Below are 18,032 nucleotides of genomic sequence, written 5' to 3' on the forward strand. Positions count from 1 at the left end.
AAATGCCTTTTACTTTTAATTTGTAGTGCTTATAAAGATAGTAATCTTTTTAACACAAAGTAAACGTTGAATATAAATTTTAAAGTATGCAGATAAACGTTGTTTTAAAAAGTCTAATGGTAAGACCTCAATATCCCTTTTTTAAAACTCGCCGTCTTAACCCAAAAACCATAAATAAAAAATGCTGCACCTTATCCTTTAATTTACTTCGCAAAATAGAAAAAGCTCTGGCCATATGGCTCTCAACAGTACTTACGGAGATGTTTTGGTATTCAGCGATTTCGGTATAGGTTAAACCTTCTTTTTTGCTTAGTAGAAAAGTTTGTTTACATTTTTTAGGCAGCTTTTCAATTTCCTGCTCTATAATAGTTTTAAGACCTTTGGTATCACGTTTCTCTTGGTTAACATAAACAGTATCTAGACCCTCAATATATTTTTTTTCTAAAGCGGTAACGGCACTATGCTTTCTATAATAAGTTACAAATTCATTATATACCGATTTATAAAGATAATTCTTAATAGAAATTTGAGCATCCAATTTATGTCTACGTTGCCATAATCGTACAATAACATTTTGCACAAAATCCTCACTTTCAACGCTATCTCTCGCTAGGCTACTCGCATAATTACAAAGTTTGTCATAATAAAGGTCAACCAAGAGGGTATAGGCGGCCTCATCACCTTTTATAAGGTATTCCACTAAATTATCCTCATGTAATGTTGTGTTTTTCAAGATATCAATTTGTAATAAATTAATGTAAAGTTAATTTTTTTTTAATGAAAACTAGTGGTATGGAATTTCAGCCTCGTTATAAAAGTATAAAAGTTACCAAAAAATAATGAGTAAAGATATTGAAAAACTTATTGTAAAGTTCTTGCTGAAAGAAGCCAATTTTGATGAACTACGACAATTGGAGCTATGGGTATCAAACACTAAAAATGAAACCTTGTTTTTAGAATATATAAAAACCAACACTTTTATAAATAATGTGATGAATAAGTACGATAGGGATAAGGCCAAAGAAAAGATTTTATACCGAATAGGAATACTTAGAAAATCTGCACCAATATATAAAAAATCATGGTTTAGGTTTACAGCTGCTGCATCCATACTAATTTTAATTGCAGCTGGACTATGGTTCACAAAGTTGGGTAATACTACGGAACCACAATTTATAGAACCAATCATAGTAAACAACCAAATCCAAACAGGTACCGATAAAGCAACCCTAACATTGGAGAGTGGGGAACATATAGCATTAGCCAAGGGTGCTTTGTTCCAAACACAAAATGCCACCAGTAATGGCGAAGAAATCATTTACAACGATGCTTCTAAAAGCCAACAGCCAACAGCCAGTAGCAATATTACCTACAACTACCTAACAATCCCTAGAGGGGGGCAATTCCAACTAACCCTTTCAGATGGGACACAAGTGTGGTTAAATTCAGAAAGTCGATTAAAATATCCAGTAGCATTTAATAAGGGAGAAACAAGGCAAGTAGAACTGGTATACGGCGAAGCCTATTTCGATATATCACCAAGTACAAATCACCATGGTGCAGATTTCAAAGTATACCATAAAGAACAAGAAGTACAAGTATTAGGTACCGAGTTCAACATCAAAGCCTATAAAGATGAGGCTAATATTTACACAACATTAGTAGAAGGTAAAGTGGCCATTAGTGCAGCGAATCAACATAAAACACTAGCACCAACAGAACGAGCAAATTTAGATATCTCTTCCAATATTATTTCTATTAGTAAGGTCGATGTCTATAACGAGGTGTCTTGGAAAGAAGGTGTTTTTAGTTTCGAAGGTAAAACGCTTAAAGACCTTATGCAAGTATTATCTCGCTGGTACGATATGGAAGTACAGTTTGAAAACAAAGACCTCGAAGATCTTCAGTTTTTAGGAAAATTAAAAAAGAGTCAAAGTATCGAAGAAATACTATCAGCAATCAAAAACTCGAGTATAATCAACAATTTCGAAATAAATAGTAGAACAATAATATTAAAGTAATGTGAATTAAAATAATGAAAACGAAACCACGATTTGAAAACTTGGCCTAATAAAATTTTACGTAAAAAATGAATTGAAGTGAAGGGTCAAGTAAAAATAGTGTGACAATTAAATAATCAATTAGTACAAAAGTTTCTAAGCAAAAACATTAATAGCATATGAAGACAACAGACCATTTTACGCCGAAACGAAAGAAATTTTTAGGAAAATATTATTAAGCCTTGATTTTTTTGGTTCGTTTTTTCATCAAGGAAAAAATGAATAATAAGAATTCTGGTTCGTTTTTTTGGAAAGACAAATGCGAAGCATCCATGAATACAGCTTTAAAACAGTATGAATCCATGAATAAAAAGATAGGAAAGAAAAAAAAACATTAATAGCTAAATAACTCAATTATAAACAACAAAAATATATGGAAAAATAAATACTAAAAAAAAAGGGGAATAAAGTTTAGATCTCGCTAAAAATTTAAGACTTCATCCCGGATCAAACGTAAAGAAAATGTCTAGTAGACATTTTTAGTGTAGGTGCCAGAATGCGCACAGGCACTAAAAAAGGAGGAAACAGTTCATACCTGGAAAGTTCAAACTGTAAATCCCCCTAAAGCGTATCAATTAATTAAATGTTTAACTAACTAATAACAAGCAAATTTATGGAAATTAAATTAACTAATGTCGGTTTCTTCTCGATACTAATCGGGATAAGAAAAGGGCTAATAATGATTCTTATGAGAACATTTATCTTCTTATTGTGCACAACACTGTTCAGTATGACGCCCGAGAATACATTCTCACAGTCAAAAGTTGTGATTGATACAGATAAAGAAGTATCAATAGACGAGGTCTTTAAGATTATAAAAGCACAAACCGATTATACCTTCGTATACCAAATGGACATTTTCAAAAATGTTCCAAAAGTACAGCTAAAAAAAGGTTCGATTAGGGTCGATAAACTATTAAACCAAAGTATAATATCAAAAGGGTTTAATGTAATCCTCTCTAATGACAATACAATTATCATCAAGAAAAAATCCAAAAGCCAACAACGCCAAGTTACTGGTAAAGTAATTGGAGAAGATGGCATGTCACTAGCAGGAGTAACGGTCTTGGTAAAGGGAACAACAAGAGGAGTCTCTACAGATTTTGATGGTAAATACACCATTTCGGTTATCGATAACTCCAATGTCTTAATGTTTTCATCTATTGGTTATGCTACTCAAGAGATTGCAGTAGGGAATCAAAGTATCATAGATGTTACTCTTAAAGAGGAAATAAGTGAATTAGACCAGATCACTATAAATGCTGGTTACTACAAGACTTCAAAACGTCAGGCTACAGGCAATATTTCTCGAATTACATCAAAAGAAATTGAACAACAACCTGTTAATAACCCTCTACAAACGCTACAAGGTAGAATGCCAGGGGTATATATTCAACAGAATACTGGAGTGCCAGGTGGGTCATTTGAGATAAGTATTAGAGGACAAAATACATTACGTCAAGATGGTAATGAACCACTTTTTCTTATAGATGGTGTGCCATATCCTACAGAATCTTTAGAAGATGTTTTTACAAGTTTTGCGAATAATGGAGGAAGTCCATTAAGTGCTATAAATCCAAATGATATTGAAAGCATTGAAATTTTAAAGGATGCTGATGCTACGGCCATTTATGGATCTCGAGGTGCTAATGGTGTAGTTGTAATTACAACAAAAAAGGGAAATGTTGGTGAGTCAAAACTAAACATTAGACTCTCTCAAGGTATAGGAAAGGTTAGTCATAAAGTCGATCTTTTAAATTCTGAACAATATTTGTTAATGAGAAATGAGGGGTTTCGTAATGACGGCGTAATATTGCCTCAATTTATTTTGGATTTAGTTGCTCCAGATTTATTCGTATGGGATTCTACCAGAGAAACAGATTGGCAGGAAGAACTTATAGGTGGGACGGCTGAATATACTAATGCTAATATTTCACTTTCTGGAGGGACTAGTCAAACAAATTATTTGATAAGTGGTACTTATTTTAAAGAAACAACAGTTTTTCCAGGCGATGATAGTTTTAAAAGAGTTTCTGGACGTTTCAATTTAAATCATACATCAAAAGATAACAAATTTTCATTTAATCTTTCAACTTTATATACAAATAGCAATAGTGATTTACCGCGTAATGATTTATTTAACCAAGCAATAACTTTGGCGCCTGTAGCTCCAGCATTATATGATGAATTTGGAGAATTAAACTGGGAAAATGGTACCTGGACTAATCCTTTAGCACCAACGAAACAGCGTTCAGAAGATATAACAGATAACTTTATTAGTAATTTAAAAATTAGCTATAAAATAACACCAAAGTTAAAAATAAATACAAGTCTTGGTTATAATAATTTTAGAAATGATGAGATTCTAATAGATCCTCTAGCGGCTATTAATCCTGCTCTATTAACGAGTACAAGTACAGGTTCCTCTAGATTTGCAAATGGAAATGTAAAAACATGGATAATTGAGCCTCAATTCGAGTTTAAAACAAATGTTTCAAAAGGTAGTTTAAATCTTCTTTTGGGAACAACAATACAAGGTACTGTGAGTGAAAGAGAAGCTTTACTTGCAACAGGTTTTTCTAGTGATGTCTTTTTATACAATGTTGAAGCAGCAACAGAAGTTGATGTTACTAATTATGACTTTACAGAGTATAAATACAGTGCTATTTATGGGCGATTAAATTATACTTGGGAAAATAAATATTTATTAAATTTAACAGGGCGGCGAGATGGGTCTTCAAGGTTTGGTCCAAATAAAAGGTTCGGTAATTTTGGTGCAATTGGTGCTGGCTGGGTATTTTCAGAAGAAGACTTCATAAAAAATAAATCGTCTTTTTTTAGTTATGGAAAGTTAAGAGGGAGTTATGGTTCAACTGGTAATGATCAAATACCAGATTATGGATATTTAGATACATTTTCATTTATTGAATCTTACAACGAAATTAGTAGTTTAGAGGTAACAAGATTGAGTAACCCAGATTATTCATGGGAAACAGTTAAAAAGCTAGAGTTTGGATTAGAACTTGGTTTTTGGGAGGATAAATTTATACCTACTATAAGTTGGTATAGGAATAGAACAGAAGATCAGTTAGTGGGGTTGCCTTTGTCTGAAGTGACAGGAGATAGTCAAGTACAATTCAATCGACCTGCTGTCGTTGAAAATCGAGGTTGGGAAATTGAACTTAATGCAACTCCTATTAACACTTCCGATTTCACGTGGTCAACAAATATTAATTTAACAATTCCAAAAAACGAATTGGTTGAGTTTAATAACATTGAGGAGTTTCCTGTATTTGATAATTTATATGAAATTGGTAGACCTATTAATGGCGGGAGTAGAAAGTATTATAAATTTACTGGTATCAACCCAGAAACTGGTAGGTATAGCGTGGTAGATTTTAATGGTGATGGAATTATAAATATCCAAGATAGTCAAAATTTTGTCGAACTCGGTCAAGAATATTTTGGTGGCTTCCAAAATTCTTTTTCGTACAAATCTTTCCAATTAGATTTCACATTTCAATTTGTGAAGCAAAAAGGTGCTTCGATAGCTAGATCCTTTGATATGCCTGGTAAGATGAGTAATCAACCCGCAAGTGTTCTAAGAGATAGGTGGTCTAATCCAGGTGATATAAGTAGTCATGGAGCGCTATCTGCATTTGGTATAGGCGGTACTGAGTATTCTAATTTTATTGATAGTAACAGTAATTTTATAGATACGTCATTTATACGTTTAAATAATATTTCCTTTTCTTTTAGTCTCCCAGAAAAATTCTTAAAACAAGTGAAGCTTAATCAATTTAGACTTTTTATAGAAGGGCAAAATATATTCACTTTAAAAAAATCAGAAGGTAATCCAGAGATAGGATCTTCTTTTTCCATCCCATCATTAAGAAGGTTAACTGCTGGTGTCAATATTGGACTTTAAAAACAAAATCATGAAAAACATAAATATAAAATTAGAATTACGTAGGGTTAAATGTCTAATAATACTCATAATCTTTATTAGCTTTATTTCCTGTGAAAATATTGTGGAAATAGATGCTCCAAGAAATGAAATTGTTAGCGAATTAGTTTTTAGTGAAGACGCTACCGCTGTTGCTGCCATCAGTGGTGTTTATAGTAATATGATTAACGATGTTGGTAGTATGACAAGTGGAGGTATTGAAAAGTATTCTGGTCTATGCAGTGATGAATTCAATTCTGTAGCCTCGTCATTATTTACAGAATTTCAATTTGCTAATAATAGTTTAGAACCTGAGAATAATAGTGTTTTACTTTCATCATTTTGGGCAGATGCTTACAATTTAATTTTAAACGCCAATACAATCCTTGAAGGCTTAGGGTCTTCAAGTAATATTACCGAAAATGTTAAAAATCAAGTAGCAGGAGAAGCAAAACTAGTGAGAGCTTTTTGTCATTTTAATTTGGTTAACTTTTTTGGTGATATACCACTTATAACTACTACTAATGTCGAAAACAATAATACAGCCTCTCGTACATCTGTAGAACAGGTTTATCAGCAAATCATTATGGATTTAAAAGATGCAAGCGATTTAATGACTTCAGATTATTCTTTTGCTTCAGGTGAGCGTGTTAGACCGAACAAGGCTGTTGCTAATGCTTTACTCGCTAGAGTATATTTATACATTGAGGACTGGATCAATGCAGAACAAATGGCGTCCAATGTAATTAATAATTCTGGACTTTATAGTTTAGAATCAAATTTAGATGCTGTTTTTTTAGCTAATAGTACTGAATCCATTTGGCAATTAAAGTTGGTAACTCCTCCTAAGGTTGAGACACCACAACTCCAGTTATTTTTCTTAACATCTGGACCTGGAGGCATAAAAACAACTTTTTTAAATGATAATTTACTTAATGCATTTGAAGCTAATGACAACAGATTTAATACTTGGGTAAGTAATATTGTATTTAATGGTAGTACTTTTTATTTTCCTATTAAATATAATAATATTGCAAATACTCAAGAGGAATATTCTACAATATTACGTTTAGCTGAGCAGTATTTAATTCGTGCAGAGGCAAGAGCCCATCAAGGAGTCTTAAATGATGCAATCCAGGACGTAGATATCATACGTAATCGTGCAGGTCTTCCATTAATTCAGGATACAAATCCAACGATTTCACAGGCAGATTTACTTGATGTTATAGCTAAAGAAAGGCAGATTGAATTGTTTTCAGAGGGGCACCGTTGGTTTGATTTAATACGAACTGATCAAGCAACGAATGTTCTATCATCAATAAAATTCGATTGGCAACCTACAGATGTATTATGGCCTATTCCTGAAATTGAAATTGAAAAGAACCCTAATCTTTTACCTCAAAATCAAGGGTATTAAAATATAATAAAAATGAAAAAGCAAACTATAATAAAAGTATTTGCACTATTGTTATTTGGGATGTCAATATTAGCTTATGCGAGTAGCAATAATAATGGAAAGATAGCTTTTAATGATAATTATTTAAGTGATAGTTTTAGTAAGGAAAAAATTGAAAAATTAAAAGTTGGAGATCCTGCACCTCCAATATCTGCTTTTAAATGGATTAAAGGACAGCCTTATAAAAATGGTAAGTTACCCAAAGGAAAAGTATATATCATTGAGTTTACAGCAACTTGGTGTGCTCCTTGTTTAGCAGCGGTACCGCATGTAACAAATTTGACCAATAAGTATAAAAATAATGATGTTGAGGTTTTGAGTTTTTTTATACTAGAGCAAAACGTTGATAAGGAAGCAAAAGAAAACTCTCCTCATATCAGAACTATAGAAACATTTATTCAGAAGCATGGAGCTAAAATGGATTATAATGTTGCTATCGATGCATTGGATAAAACCATGGAGAAAAATTGGTTTAGAGCATCTGGACGACCTGGGATCCCTACTACTATCATTATAGACAAAGAAGGTCTTGTTTCTTGGGTGGGATCTACTTCTCACCATGAAGAAATAGACCAGTTTATAAGTTATATAATATCAGATAATTATTCTATAGAGGGAGCTATGGGGTATGATCAAAAAGCCAATCCTTCATCTACTTATGATTCATCAAAATTGCTATTATTAAATGGTAATGGGGGTGGTAAGGAAGATGATTTCATGTATAGATCTTTAATTAGAAAATCTATAAGAGATATAGAAGATGGTAGAATGAGAGATTTTGTGTCGAGTAGACATTGGTTTGGGAACTTAACTTCAGAAATAAAAAGTAGGTATAGAAAAGGCAGAATGCAATTTGAAAACATGGGTTTATTTGATTTATACCATTTGGCTTTTGGAGATACACTGGCAAACGCGCCTTTAATTAAATTACCTAACGGACAGTTTGTAGATACAATTACTTACCCATACCTAAAAACATCCTATGCAAAGTTTTGGTATGAGCCAATTTTGGAGGTCGGTGATCCTTCAAAGTTCGAACCAACCAAATGGTCAGATAGAAGGGGTGAAAGTGGTCGTTTAAAGTTTATTAAATTAGGTAAGTTGTATGATTATAGCGTTCAGGTACCAAAAGAAAAAGCTTCAGCAAAATTTATTCAGGAAGTAATGCAAAGAGATTTAAAAAACTATTTTGGATATGATGTTAGTATTGAAATTAGACAAATGCCAGTTTGGAAATTTACTGCAGATGATAGAGTTAGGGTAAAAACACCTGGAGAACAACCCAAGAGTAATTGGAAAGAGAAGAAACCAACAATTACAATAAGCAACTTTTCTCTATTTGATTTTATCCAGCAATTAGCACTTATATATGGCTACCAGTATTATGATTCAGGGCTTCTATCTATTGATGAACAATTTCCTTTTGTCAATGCTACGGGATTAAAAGAGGTGGATATTTCAATACCAAGTAATTGGCAGAAAGATTTTCATGGCTTACGAAAGCATTTGAGAGAAGAAGGCTTGTATTTGGAGAAATCTACTCACCCTATGAAAGTTATAGTAATTAGAGACCCTAAAGTAGAATAATTAAAAATAAAAAAATGAAATTAAATAATATTAAATGTATAATTATACTAGCAGTTTTTATAGTATCCTGCCAAGTAGAAGACCAACCGATAAGTACTGAATCCTCTTTAAGAGTATTACATGCCTCACCGAATGTATCAGGCATACACGTTGACTATTTTCAGCAAGAAATAAACTTGGCTACTAATCCAGCTTTGTTTTATCAAGAAAATATTCGTTTTACTCTTCCAGCCAATGAAGATAGAAATGTTCTGGTTATTCCATCAAATGATACTTTATCAATTGCTTATCAAAAATCAGTAAATTTCAGGAGAGGCGAATCGCATACATTGGCTTTAACTGGTAATGTAGATTCAATAGAGGGTATTTTATTTAAAGACGAATTATTAAAAATAACCGATAGTATTGTAGGAGTTCGTTTTATTAACTTGGCTAGTAATATTGGTAGTATATCTGTTGGAACAAGTGGAGGCTCCAGTAACATCGTAGAATCTATCAATTTTGGAGAGGCTTCAGTATTTAATGAAGTCACAGCAACACAAGCATCTGGCTCTTACTTATTTCAGTTTAAGGATACTAATAATAATGTGCTGGCAAGTACATTTTTAAATCCTTTACCTCCTTTTGGCATAAAACCAATTTTTAAAAATTTCACTTATGCTTTAGTTGGTAATTCAGGTAACTTATCAGTAGTTAAAATTGATCATTTCTAATAAGTTAACTTTTATGTTTAAGAAAGTTACTCAACTATAAGTCAAGATAGGTTTTTAAGTAACAAGCTTATAAAATGGAGTCAGTGGTAATGTCTAAAAATGAGTGTTAATATTACAATTCACTTTTTTGTAAGATATTTAAGATAGCTAATCAAAATAATCTTGCATCAATCAATTATGTAAAATTTGTTTCATAGTATTTTTTGAATTAGTCATTCAAGTTTATGAAATAATTATTTTGAGATTGTTTGCTCGGTATAATGGCATAGTGAAGCCTTATTGGTAGAAGGTAATGCTTTTTATAAAGTAAACAAAGAAGGTTACTATTTAAATCAGAAAAAGAATAATTATGCGAATAAAATTAAGAACCTTTATTTTGGGGATAATACTACTGGGTGTTTTCTCATTGCATGCCCAAATCCTAGAACCAGCCAAATGGTCTTATACAATTCAGGAAAACTCAAGCCAAGAGATAGAATTAACGTTTAAGGTCAAATTGGATGATACTTGGTATGTGTATGCTACAGACCAAAACCCAGATTTAGGTCCCATATGTTCCATGGAAACTGTACAATGTGTATTCGGTGAGCAAGAATTTGATATTAATCTTAATCAGAGCAAATAAAAAATGTCTACTCGGAAACGGTTATTGTTCATGAACTGTTTATAGCTTATTTTTTTAGTTGAAGCTCCCGTTCCCTTTTAGGCCAAAAGTAGTAATACCAAAATAATACGCCCTATAACTTAAGTTTTTTTCATTGTAATAGTTGTTTTTTGAATTAGTCACTCATAGCAGATTATTTTGAGTTAGTTGCGCACGACATCTCGTTTGACTACTTGGTGTTGTGCTTTTTTGTTGTCCGCCAGACCCAATAGAATAACGCTTCAAATCCAAAATATTATATTTACAATGCATCAGATAATTAAAGGACAAATTTACTACACCCCATATAGAGACAAAACAGTGCGGCCAACGAGAGTCAAAAAAATTTAAAACAGAACGATAGCAAAACACAATAGTATAAATAATTAAAGCTTATGTAAGTTAGCTTTTAATGAGCTAAAAGAAATGTCAAACAGATTTAGACAATTTTCGGTCTCCAAACAATAAAAACAATAAAAGCTTTATTTTTTTGCCAACACCTTCACGAAGCAAATAATATGCTTTGCTAATATGTCCTTCTACTGTTTTGGTCGAGATATTCAAATACTCGGCAATTTCAATATTGGTAAGCCCTTCTTTCTTGCTCAATAAGAAGGCTTCTTTACATTTTTTTGGTAAATCGTTAATCCCTTCTACAATTAAAGCAATTTTTCGTTCGAGTAATTCGGTATTGCTATCATCAAAAGTTTCATCCAGAGCGTCCATGTAAGCACGTTCAAGAATAGAGATAGCACGATGTTTATGATATTGATTAATAAACTTATGGTAAGCTATTTTATACATGTAATTTTTTAAAGAACGTTTTACGTTTAACTTCTTTCGGTCTTTCCAAATATCCAGAAAAACGTCCTGTATAATGTCTTGAGCCTGATCTCTATCATTGGTCAAACTCATGGTATAAGTAAATAATAATTTATGGTGTGCATTGATAAGATATACATAGGCTTTTTCGTCACCATTTCTAAGGTGAGTAATCAAATCTTCAAGATGTTCAAATTTCGAGGACATATATCTTAAGATAATTAAATCGAACCAAATATTATGTAAATGTGATAATAAATTTAATAAAAAGTAAAAAAACTTATTAAAAAAAGCAAGGGTATTTAATTTTTGCTTTGCTATTAATAAAACGAACATCAAGAAATATGGCTCAAAACATTGAGAAATTAATAGTAAAGTATCTAACTAATTCAGCAACTTCAACGGATTTAGATACGCTTTCTGAATGGGTTGAAAAGCGAACAAACAGACCTCTATTTAAAGAGTACATACAAACACATGTAGCGATTAACCATAACATGAATGAACCAGAAACCAAAAAAGTTATTGATCAATTCTTAAGTAGAATAAGGAAAGAAAGATCTTTGGGGTATAAAATTAGAAAACAACCTATTTATAGATATATGGCAGCAGCATCTATAGCAATTTTAATTGCAGCTGGACTATGGTTCACAAAGTTGGGTAATACTACAGAACCACAATTTATAGAACCAATTATAGTAAATAACCAAATCCAAACAGGTACCGATAAAGCAACCCTAACATTGGAGGGTGGGGAACAAATAGCATTAGCCAAGGGTGCTTTGTTCCAAACACAAAATGCCACCAGTAACGGCGAAGAAATCATTTACAACGATGCTTCTAAAAGCCAGCAGCCAGCAGCCAATAGCAATATTGCCTACAACTACCTAACAATCCCTAGAGGTGGTCAATTCCAACTAACCCTTTCAGATGGGACACAAGTGTGGTTAAATTCAGAAAGTCGATTAAAATATCCAGTAGCATTTAATAAGGGAGAAACAAGGCAAGTAGAACTGGTATACGGCGAAGCCTATTTCGATGTATCACCAAGTACAGAACATGGAGGAGCATCTTTTAAAGTGATTTCTCCCAACAACCAACAACCAACAACTAGCAACCAAATAATAGAAGTACTAGGTACCGAGTTCAATATCAAAGGATATAAAGATGAGACTAATGTGTACACTACGTTAGTAGAAGGAAAAGTGACTATTTATGCCGAGAACCAAAACAAAATATTAGCACCTAATCAGCAATCAAATTTAGATACTACAACTAATGATCTATCAATTAGTAACGTCAATGTAAAAGGAGAGATTGCTTGGGTAAATGGTGAATTCATAATACAAGGTAAAACCCTAAAAGAGATCATAAAAGTATTGTCACGTTGGTACGATATGGATGTAACCTTTGCTAATAGAGATTTAGAAGAAGCAAGGTTTGTTGGGATATTACGTAAAGATCAAAATATCGTAGACATACTAAACATGATCAAAAATTTCGGAGTCATAAACACTTACGAAATCAATAATAAAACGATAACACTCAAATAAATTGTCATTGCGAGAAGCGCAGCAAGCTTGTATTGAGCATAGCCGAAATATGGCAATCTTATGAATATAAACTAGAAACAAAAAAAGAGAGCGAAGTTCAAACATTTCGACGTGAATAAACTTAACTCCCTAAAACATGAAAATTAAACGAATGTTTAATCTAATTACATGCCCGAACGTAAAAATAGTCCACTGGATCGATACAGGTGACTTACAGATGTGCTATTTAGTTTAAAGCAAGATGAAAGCGAAAACCAAATATGTTAATATATTAAATATTAGAAATAACAATTAATCTAAAGTTTAACAAACACTAAAACAGTATGAACAAATAAATACATTTTAAAAAAGAAGGGGAACAAGGTTTAAACCCGCAAAAGTTCAAAAACCACGTCCCCTCGATAACATTATTAATTAATTAAAAATTAACTAACTAATAACACGCAAATTTATGGAAATTAAATCAATTAAAATCCATGCAGTCCCTATGAAAATAGAGATCGGCAAAAGGATATTATTAATGATTATGAGAACATTCATTTTCTTACTTTGTACAACAGTTTTCAGTTTAAATACCGAAATAGGATTGGCACAAGAAAAAGTCACAATCGATATTGATAAAGAAGTTACAATCGATGAGGTGTTCCAAATTATTATGGACCAAACTAAATTCAACTTTTTATATCCCGAAAACTTGTTTAAGGATATGCCCAAAGTACAACTAAAAAAAGGAGTAATAAGGGCAGATAGACTCATTAGTAAAAGCATAGCATCAGGAAAGTTTAATGTAATACTTACAGAAAACAATAACATTCTTATAAAAAAGAAAACTAGGAAACAACAACGCCAAATTACAGGAAAAGTTACTGGAGAAGATGGCATGTCACTAGCAGGTGTAACAGTCTTGGTAAAAGGAACTACAAGAGGGGTCTCTACAAATTTTGACGGGCAATACACCATTACAGTAGCAGATATAGCAAACGTTTTAATGTTTTCTTCTATTGGTTATGCCTCTCAGGAAATCACCGTTGGTAATCAAAACACGATAGATGTGGTAATGAAAGAAGAGATTAGTGAACTTGATGTTGTAGAGATTAATGCGGGGTATTATAAAACTTCTCAACGCAAAGCAACAGGTAATATCTCTAGAGTAGAATCAAAGGATATAGAACTACAACCAATATCCAACCCATTACAAGCTATACAAGGAAGAATTGCTGGAGTTTCGATAACTCAAGTCTCGGGTGTAGCTGGAGGAAGGGTAGATATTCAAATAAGAGGTCGTAATAGTTTGAGAGAGGATGGCAACAACCCCTTATATGTCATAGATGGTGTACCATACCCTTCTAATACTTTATTAGATGGAAATCAAGTTGGTATTGGTGGTACGAATCAAACTGGTAGCCCATTATCTTATATTAATCCAAACGATATAGAATCATTTCAAATATTAAAAGATGCCGATGCTACAGCAATATATGGCTCCCTGGGAGCTAATGGAGTGGTGTTGATAACAACCAAAAAAGGAACAAAGGGAAAAACTAGTGTAAGTATTAATTTAGCTTCAGGTTTTTCAACGGCAAGCAAAAAATTAGACCTTTTAAATACTGAACAATATTTAGAAATGCGTTTTGAAGGTAATCCAAATGCTGTTGTCTTTCCACCTTTCTTACAAGAACGTTTTTTTCCAGATTTATATCTATGGGATCAAAATAGAGAAACTGATTGGCAAGATGAGCTTTTAGGGGGGACAGCAGAACAAACAACGGCTAATATTTCAGTTTCAGGAGGCAATGAGAAAACTCAATTCAATTTTGGAGCTGGTTATTTTAAGGAAACCACAATATTCCCTACAGATGAAGGTTTTAAGAGAATTTCAAGTTTGCTAAGTGTAAATCATACGTCCTTAAATAATAAATTTAATGCACACGCTTCTTTAAGTTTTTCTAATACAAAAAATACACTTCCTAGTGCTGACCTAGCGAGATCTGCATTGACAACAGCACCTAACGCACCAGCATTATATGACGAAAATGGTGAAATTAATTGGGAAAATGGTTTCGATAATCCTATAGCATTACTTCACAGAGAATATAGTGACGAAACTCAAAATATTATTTTAAATACAAATCTCAATTATGAAATTTTCAAAAACTTAAAATTAGGAGTCTCATTTGGCTATAATTCCCAGCATACAAATGCAAATCAAATAACACCTTTAAATACGATCAATCCAACTTTTAGATCATCTTTTGGTAGGGAAAGTAGTTTTGTTAAAGGTGAATTCAAATCCTGGTTGATGGAACCAAAATTAGAGTTTAATAAGACGTATAACAAATTAAAACTATCGACGTTAATTGGTATGACTTTCCGAGAGGATATTCTTCAATCTGAAAGCACAAATGCCACAGGATTTAGTAGCGACTTATTTCTTTTAAACTCGAGCGCTGCTTCGGTATTAGAAGTTAGAGGGACTTCTTTTTCACAATATAGATATAATGCAATATATGGAAGAGTTAATTTAGATTGGGCAGACAAATACATTTTAAATTTAACTGTTCGTAGAGATGGCTCATCAAGGTTTGGCCCTAACAAGAGATTTGGAAATTTTGGTGCAGTGGGTGCGGCTTGGTTATTTTCAAGAGAAAATCTTTTAAACGATTCCTCATGGTTAAGTTTTGGAAAACTTCGTGCGAGCTATGGTATTACCGGTAATGATCAAATTCCTGACTATGGTTATTTAGATTCGTTCGCTTTTTCAAATTTGCCTTATAATAACGTTGTTGGCTTTGAGGTGTCAAGATTGGCAAATAATAATTATTCATGGGAGTCTGTTAAAAAAATTGAAGTTGGTCTAGAGTTTGGCTTGTTTAAAGACAAAATATATACAAATATAAATTGGTACAGTAATCGTGCTACTGATCAGTTAGTTGGACTCCCGTTATCCCAAGTAACGGGGGATAACAATATCCAATTTAATATACCTACTGTAGTAGAAAACCGAGGGTTGGAGTTAGTTATCAACACAACAAATATTAACACTAAAAATTTTAAATGGAATACAAATTTTAATTTAACCGTTCCTCAAAACGAGCTTTTAGAATTCGATGACATTGAAAAATTCCCTTTCTTTAATAATAAATGGGTTGTTGGCGAGTCTATTAATGGTGGTATTGGTACAGTTATTAATAGTGGAAAAGTTTTTGAATTTATTGGATTAAATAGCGATACTGGCGATTATGAATTTACAGATTATAACAATGATGGTAGTATAACTGTTGAGGATCGTCAAAAATATGTAGAGATTGGTCAAAAATATTTTGGTGGTATTCAAAATACCATTACTTACAAAGGATTTGAGTTAGATTTTTTGTTCCAGTTTGTTAAACAAAAAGGGTATGATGTATATTTTCCATTTAGCTCACCAGGTGCTTTTGCCCCAATATCTAATCAACCCGTACAAGTATTAGACCGTTGGCAACAATCAGGAGACCTAGCAACGTTTCAAAGATTTGGATCATCTGCCTTGTATAATAGGTATATATCTTCTGATGCTATTATTACAGATACTTCTTTTATTAGATTGAATAACTTATCACTTTCTTATAATTTATCAAATGAAATTTTGGAAAAACTAAAATTACAGAGGATAAAGGTTTATGCGCAAGGGCAGAATTTGTTCACTATTACAAATTATAAAGGATTAAATCCAGAAATAGGAGGAATAGCATTTTCCCCTCCTTTACGCACTATATCTTTAGGAATGGAAATAACTTTTTAAAAACAAAATGATGAAGAATATTAAAAACGATATAAAAAGAGGTTTGCAAAAAGTTATATTTGCAAATTCACACTCAAAATTAGCTTTAATTTTAATACTATTTATTTCATTTATAACTTCTTGTGAGGATTTTGTTGAAATAGATGCGCCACGCAATGAAATTGTAAGAGAAACTGCAATAGTAGATGATGAAACGGCAATTGCAGCTGTAAGTGGTATTTATAGTAAAATGATGTCAGGGTCATCTTTTAATCTACCTACTGGTGGTCTTGAAAGACTTATGGGTTTATATTCAGATGAGTTCTTAAGTGCATCAATAGATGAAAATATCTTTGAATATGTAGAAAGTAACTTGATTGCTTCCAATAATAATTCTGGTGGATTTTGGGGAACATCATTTGAAGTTTTGTTAAATATAAACTCACTTATTGAAATACTTCAAGATAATGAAAATGTTACTCAAGGGACTAAAAATCAAATTATTGGAGAGGCTAAATTTTTACGAGCTTTTTATCATTTCTACTTAACTAACCTTTATGGTCCAATCCCAATTGTTACCTCATCAAATGTTGAGTTAAACAATACCATTTCTCGTAGTTCCGAAGAAGCTGTCTATAATCAAATAACATTAGATTTAACAGAGGCTTTAGAATTAATGGCAAATAATTTCGATTTTATTAGTGGCAAAAGAATACGCCCTAACAGAGATGCAGCTATCGCTCTATTGGCTAGAGTGTATTTGTATGCGGGTGATTGGCAAAAGGCAGAGGATAATGCTACGCTATTAATTAACAACAATTTGTATAATCTAGAATCAGATTTAAATAACACATTTTTAGCCACAAGTAATGAAGCCATTTGGCAATTACAGCCTGTGTTACCAGATATGTTGGTTCCTCAAGCCAAATTCTTATTGCTAACCACTGCTCCAACAGGTAATAACATTTTTTTTAGAGAAACTTTTCACGATGAGTTCGAAATTAATGATCAAAGATTTACAAACTGGGTTGGGCTATTTTCAGATGTTACTACAGGAGCGGATTATTATTTTTCATTTAAGTATAAAAACAATGCAAATGTCACAAACACGACACAAGAATATCTAATTATGTTTAGGCTGGCAGAGCAATATTTAATTCGTGCAGAGGCGAGAGCACAGTTAGGAGATATCTCAGGTTCACAATCCGATTTAAATGTCATTAGAGGTCGTGCCAGTTTAAACGATACATCAGCAGTAACGGCTAATGATTTATTAGATGATATTTTCCAAGAACGGCAATTAGAATTGTTTGCAGAATGGGGGCATCGTTGGTTTGATATGAAAAGGACAGGGCGAGCTGATGAAATTTTAAGCCCATTAAAAACAACATGGAAATCAACAAACATAATATTACCAATTCCAGAGATTGAAATTACTAACAATCCTAACTTATTACCACAAAATTCTGGATATTAAAACTAAATAAGTATA

The 18,032-nt window shown here is 32.4% G+C and carries 11 protein-coding genes; 9 read left to right on the forward strand and 2 right to left on the reverse strand.

Annotated features, from left to right (window positions below; genetic code table 11):
• Positions 1-127: 127 nt before the first annotated feature.
• Positions 128-733, reverse strand: coding sequence for an RNA polymerase sigma factor (locus Q4Q39_RS08900; RefSeq protein ID WP_303282075.1), 606 nt, complete (start codon positions 731-733; stop codon positions 128-130).
• A 106-nt stretch (positions 734-839) separates the two neighbouring features.
• Between Q4Q39_RS08900 and Q4Q39_RS08905 the strand changes: the two genes are divergently transcribed.
• From Q4Q39_RS08905 to Q4Q39_RS08930, 6 genes are all read left to right on the forward strand, one after another.
• Entirely contained in the window at positions 840-2,021 is a 1,182-nt protein-coding gene (locus tag Q4Q39_RS08905) for a FecR family protein (RefSeq protein WP_303282076.1), read from the forward strand.
• 727 nt (positions 2,022-2,748) lie between these two features.
• Positions 2,749-5,988: a SusC/RagA family TonB-linked outer membrane protein gene (locus Q4Q39_RS08910; protein ID WP_303282077.1), complete on the forward strand. Its 3,240-nt coding sequence runs from the start codon at positions 2,749-2,751 to the stop codon at positions 5,986-5,988.
• A gap of 10 nt (positions 5,989-5,998) precedes the next feature.
• The gene (locus tag Q4Q39_RS08915; protein WP_303282078.1) at positions 5,999-7,423 is read left to right on the forward strand and encodes a RagB/SusD family nutrient uptake outer membrane protein; all 1,425 of its coding nucleotides are present in this window, start codon (positions 5,999-6,001) and stop codon (positions 7,421-7,423) included.
• Positions 7,424-7,435: 12 nt separating this feature from the next.
• A complete protein-coding gene (locus tag Q4Q39_RS08920) occupies positions 7,436-9,049 on the forward strand; it encodes a TlpA family protein disulfide reductase (protein WP_303282079.1) in 1,614 nt (537 codons plus the stop codon).
• A gap of 14 nt (positions 9,050-9,063) precedes the next feature.
• The gene (locus Q4Q39_RS08925) at positions 9,064-9,762 is read left to right on the forward strand and encodes a DUF4397 domain-containing protein (RefSeq protein WP_303282080.1); all 699 of its coding nucleotides are present in this window, start codon (positions 9,064-9,066) and stop codon (positions 9,760-9,762) included.
• A 349-nt stretch (positions 9,763-10,111) separates the two neighbouring features.
• Complete coding sequence (locus tag Q4Q39_RS08930; protein ID WP_303282081.1) at positions 10,112-10,387, forward strand: hypothetical protein; 276 nt, start codon at positions 10,112-10,114, stop codon at positions 10,385-10,387.
• Between the two features lie 447 nt (positions 10,388-10,834).
• Here Q4Q39_RS08930 and Q4Q39_RS08935 read toward each other — a convergent pair whose 3' ends face one another.
• On the reverse strand, positions 10,835-11,434 hold the full coding sequence (locus Q4Q39_RS08935) for an RNA polymerase sigma factor (RefSeq protein ID WP_303282082.1): 600 nt from the start codon (positions 11,432-11,434) through the stop codon (positions 10,835-10,837).
• 137 nt (positions 11,435-11,571) lie between these two features.
• On the opposite strand from Q4Q39_RS08935, the gene Q4Q39_RS08940 reads away from it, so the two are divergent.
• The 3 genes from Q4Q39_RS08940 to Q4Q39_RS08950 all read left to right on the forward strand — a co-directional run bounded on the left by Q4Q39_RS08940 (position 11,572) and on the right by Q4Q39_RS08950 (position 18,017).
• Positions 11,572-12,780 (forward strand): FecR family protein, encoded by a 1,209-nt coding sequence (locus Q4Q39_RS08940; protein ID WP_303282083.1) that lies wholly within the window; start codon positions 11,572-11,574, stop codon positions 12,778-12,780.
• A gap of 451 nt (positions 12,781-13,231) precedes the next feature.
• Positions 13,232-16,561: a SusC/RagA family TonB-linked outer membrane protein gene (locus Q4Q39_RS08945; RefSeq protein ID WP_303282084.1), complete on the forward strand. Its 3,330-nt coding sequence runs from the start codon at positions 13,232-13,234 to the stop codon at positions 16,559-16,561.
• 7 nt (positions 16,562-16,568) lie between these two features.
• Positions 16,569-18,017, forward strand: coding sequence for a RagB/SusD family nutrient uptake outer membrane protein (locus Q4Q39_RS08950; protein WP_303282085.1), 1,449 nt, complete (start codon positions 16,569-16,571; stop codon positions 18,015-18,017).
• Positions 18,018-18,032 lie beyond the last annotated feature (15 nt).

Origin of the sequence: Flavivirga amylovorans (assembly GCF_030540875.1) — a bacterium.
In the GTDB taxonomy this organism is placed as follows: domain Bacteria; phylum Bacteroidota; class Bacteroidia; order Flavobacteriales; family Flavobacteriaceae; genus Flavivirga; species Flavivirga amylovorans.

Coding starts and splice junctions, on each gene's coding strand:
- Q4Q39_RS08935 (WP_303282082.1), bottom strand. CDS start 11,434: ATGTCCTCGAAATTTGAACATCTTGAAGATTTGATTACTCACCTTAGA.
- Q4Q39_RS08915 (WP_303282078.1), top strand. CDS start 5,999: ATGAAAAACATAAATATAAAATTAGAATTACGTAGGGTTAAATGTCTA.
- Q4Q39_RS08945 (WP_303282084.1), top strand. CDS start 13,232: ATGGAAATTAAATCAATTAAAATCCATGCAGTCCCTATGAAAATAGAG.
- Q4Q39_RS08905 (WP_303282076.1), top strand. CDS start 840: ATGAGTAAAGATATTGAAAAACTTATTGTAAAGTTCTTGCTGAAAGAA.
- Q4Q39_RS08920 (WP_303282079.1), top strand. CDS start 7,436: ATGAAAAAGCAAACTATAATAAAAGTATTTGCACTATTGTTATTTGGG.
- Q4Q39_RS08910 (WP_303282077.1), top strand. CDS start 2,749: ATGAGAACATTTATCTTCTTATTGTGCACAACACTGTTCAGTATGACG.
- Q4Q39_RS08940 (WP_303282083.1), top strand. CDS start 11,572: ATGGCTCAAAACATTGAGAAATTAATAGTAAAGTATCTAACTAATTCA.
- Q4Q39_RS08925 (WP_303282080.1), top strand. CDS start 9,064: ATGAAATTAAATAATATTAAATGTATAATTATACTAGCAGTTTTTATA.
- Q4Q39_RS08930 (WP_303282081.1), top strand. CDS start 10,112: ATGCGAATAAAATTAAGAACCTTTATTTTGGGGATAATACTACTGGGT.
- Q4Q39_RS08950 (WP_303282085.1), top strand. CDS start 16,569: ATGATGAAGAATATTAAAAACGATATAAAAAGAGGTTTGCAAAAAGTT.